We start from the raw sequence: 3,446 nt of genomic DNA on the forward strand, positions 1-3,446 counted from the left end.
ACTCCGTTCGAGGATTCGGTAGAAGGTTGACTCGAAGGATCACACGGTGGCCGCTCTACATCCGTACACAACACGGAATCGCAGACGATCTCGGCCACCGAGTTACACCACTCTATGGGGCACTACTGCGGGTGGGTGAGGTTAGGCCGGTTTTGGGATCGCGGCGATCGTGTTGAACACTGCGACGATGGCAGTCGCCCAGGGCCACGTTTCGGGAATCTTCACGCGCCGCCGTCGGCCGCTTCGGACCAGCCGGGCTGCCACGTGCAGGAAGCGGTAGCGCAGCGCTTTGGTCTCGCACAAGGCCAGAACTGCGGCGTCGCCGGTGCAAGCGAGCATCCGGGTCCAGGCCACCAGATCCGCGGCGAGCATCACCGCCACGAGCCAGGCCTGGTTTAAAGCGAACTCCCGCGAGGGCAGACGGCCCAGGCCGGTGTCTTTGGCGTGTCGGATCCGGTCCTCGACCCGGGCGTGAGCCCGGTGTCTGGCCTCGAGGAACTGCAGCTGACCGGTGGCAGTGTTGGTGACGAATGCTTGGTAGCGCCACCCGTCGATCTCCTCGAACATCGACAACTGAGCACCCGGGTGGGGCCGTTCGCGGCGGACGATGACTCGCATTCCGTCTGGCCACTTGGCGAGCATCCTGGGGCTGAGAAAGCCGGTCAGTTCGGCAACCTCGGCCCCGTCTCGGATGTCGCCGGAGGGATTCAATGCCGGCCCCCACGCAGCCTCTGGGCAGATCGCGATGGCCCGGCGTAGCGGGGCGGTGATGGAGAACCCGACCGAGTACTCCACCCGTCGACCGCGGATGCCGTTCTGTTCGGTGATCCAATCCAGAAGGTCATGGGAGGCGCCTGCACCGTCGGATCGAATCAGCAGGTCACGGCGGTGAGCGGCGGGGATCTGCGCGATCGCCTGGCCCAGGACGTCGATGTGGTCAGCCGCGGTGTTGGACCCGGCATTGCCCGGGCGCAGGCTCGCGGCGAGGAACTCCTCTGTGTTGTCGCACCACACACCGATCGGGTGGTACCCGAACGTGCGCTTGTACGTCGGTGCGGCGTTCTCTTTTTCGCTGTGGGTGACCACGATCGTGGCGTCCACATCGAGCACGATTGTCGATCCCAGATCCCGCCCCGCACATGCCGATGCGGGCACCCCGCCGGGCAGGCGGGACCACACGTGACGGCGGGTGCGGGCACGCGCTACCTGGATCTTCTTGCGCTTGCCGGCAGTGATCTCATCGAGTGTGCGCCACACCGTCGGGGCCGAGGCGACCGGGCCCAGGGCCTCGGATTGGTGGCGCAGGACGCCGATGTCTGAGATGGATTCGCCGCCATCGGCGAGCATCACCGCGACGTCGATCAGTACCCGGCCGCGGTCGTGGATCGGGATGAACCGTCTGCGAGTCATGGCCTTCGACAGTTCGACGGTCAGCCCCACTCGATCCGCCAGAAGGCGGGGTGCGATGGCTCCGGCGTGGGAGATCACCCCGACACCATCAGCAGTAACGGACAGGCCGGACGACCACGAAGTACGCTTCACCTACCGAGTGCTTTCTGCTGGAGAACATGGAACCTTAGACAAGTCCCAGTTTCCCCTGTTCAGGAAGCACTTCGGTCTATTTTCGCCCAGCGATCCGCAGATCCCCGTGAATCAGCGGGGCTAGCGATCTTGTAGCCATTGAGGTGCAGGATCGGCAAAACGGCTCCGTCGCGTGCGGGATTCATGAACTTATTGGAGTGCCAGCTGGCTGCCAGCGGGCCGGTTTCCGCCTCCCCGTCGCCCACCACGGCCGCAACAATAAGGTCGGGGTTGTCGAAGGCTGCCCCGTAGGCGTGTGAGAGAGCGTATCCCAGTTCCCCCCCTTCGTGAATGGAGCCAGGGGTTTCCGGAGCCACATGGCTGGGAATACCCCCGGGGAAGGAAAACTGCTTAAACAGCTGTTTCATCCCCTCCAGGTCCTGGCCCACGTCTGGGTAGGTCTCGCTGTAGGTCCCTTCCAGCCATCCCGCCGCCACCGGGCCTGGACCGCCATGGCCGGGGCCTGGGGTGTACGGGGCTGGTGCACGAGTAGGTGACATCTGATCTGGCTTGCCCTGCCGGGGCGGCCTGGAAGGATGTTGCTGTGCCCAAGCCCTACCCCCAAGAGTTCCGCGACGACGTTGTCCGCGTCGCCCAGGCCCGTGAAGACGGTGTGACGCTCGAGCAGATCGCCGCCGACTTCGGTATCCATCCCATGACGTTGCAGAAGTGGATTCGCAAGACCGACGTCGAGGCCGGGATTAAGTCCGGCACGACCGCGGCGGCATCCCAGGAACTGCGCGAGGCCAAGCGGCGTGTGCGCCTGCTGGAGCAGGAGAACGAGGTTCTGCGCCGCGCTGCTGCCTACCTGTCCCAGGCGAATCTGCCGGGAAAAGGTGGTACCCGCTCGTGAACGAGCTCGCCGCTGACGGCATCCCCGTCACGGTGGCCTGCCGGGTACTTGGAATAGCTCGTCAGCCCTACTACCGATGGCTCAAGAACCCGGTCACCGATGCCGAGCTCGCCGAGGCATACCGCGCCAACGCCCTGTTCGACGCCCACCGCGAAGACCCAGAGTTCGGATACCGCTACCTCGCCGACGAAGCCGAGACCGCAGGCGAGAAGATGTGCCGGCGGACCGCCTGGCGGATCTGCTCTGTCGGCGGCTGGACCAGCGCCATCAGCAAGAAAGGCCGCGGCAAGCATCGCAAGGCAGGCCCGCCCGTGCACGACGATCTCGTCGAGCGAGACTTCACCGCGGTCGGCCCCAATGAGCTGTGGCTGACCGACATCACCGAGCACTGGACGACCGAGGGAAAGCTGTACCTGTGCGCGATCAAGGACGTCTACGCGGGCCGGATCGTTGGGTATTCGATCGACTCCAGGATGAAGTCCCGCCTGGCCGTGGCCGCGCTGAACAGTGCCGTCGCCCGGCGAGGGGACGTGACCGGCTGCATCCTGCACAGCGATAGAGGATCTCAATTTCGCTCGAAGAAAATGCAGAAGGCCATCACCCGGCATGGCATGTTCGGGTCGATGGGAAGGGTCGGTGCTGCTGGGGACAACGCGGCCATGGAGAGCTTCTTCTCGCTGCTGCAGACAGGCGTCCTCGACCGACGATCCTGGGCCAGCAGAGACGAGCTCCGCGCCGCCATCGTGCACTGGATCGAACGGACCTACCACCGCCGCAGACGACAGGACCGCCTCGGCAGATTGACCCCCATCGAATTCGAGACCATCATGACCCACGAGGCCCCTCAGGCCGCGTGACTAACCCTGTCACCTAACCGTGCATCAGGCCCATCGTTCTCCAATCCGCCTCCAACTTGCTTCAGGATCGGTACGGCTTCTTCTTTTCTACTGTGCAGGTGGAGACCGACTGTCCCGATGAGTCTGCGGCAGCAGCGATCGACATCACACGTGCG

At 64.6% G+C, this 3,446-nt stretch carries 2 protein-coding genes and 1 pseudogene; 1 reads left to right on the forward strand and 2 read right to left on the reverse strand.

Features of this window, described 5'->3' with window-relative positions; genetic code table 11:
* Nucleotides 1-141 precede the first annotated feature (141 nt).
* Together J1M64_RS18835 and J1M64_RS18840 are read right to left on the reverse strand one after the other, a co-directional pair.
* On the reverse strand, nucleotides 142-1,542 hold the full coding sequence (locus J1M64_RS18835; protein ID WP_206475189.1) for an IS1380 family transposase: 1,401 nt from the start codon (nucleotides 1,540-1,542) through the stop codon (nucleotides 142-144).
* A gap of 116 nt (nucleotides 1,543-1,658) precedes the next feature.
* Nucleotides 1,659-2,153: pseudogene (locus J1M64_RS18840) on the reverse strand (hypothetical protein); the annotation flags it as partial.
* Between J1M64_RS18840 and J1M64_RS18845 the strand changes: the two are divergent.
* A protein-coding gene (locus J1M64_RS18845) for an IS3 family transposase (protein ID WP_206475190.1) occupies nucleotides 2,126-3,291 on the forward strand; the annotation gives its coding sequence in 2 pieces (ribosomal slippage) (nucleotides 2,126-2,410 and nucleotides 2,413-3,291; 1,164 coding nt in all). The pseudogene J1M64_RS18840 and the gene J1M64_RS18845 sit on opposite strands and share 28 nt — an antisense overlap.
* The last annotated feature ends 155 nt before the right edge of the window (nucleotides 3,292-3,446 follow it).

Source organism: Dietzia sp. KRD202, from assembly GCF_017168155.1.
GTDB lineage: Bacteria > Actinomycetota > Actinomycetes > Mycobacteriales > Mycobacteriaceae > Dietzia > Dietzia kunjamensis.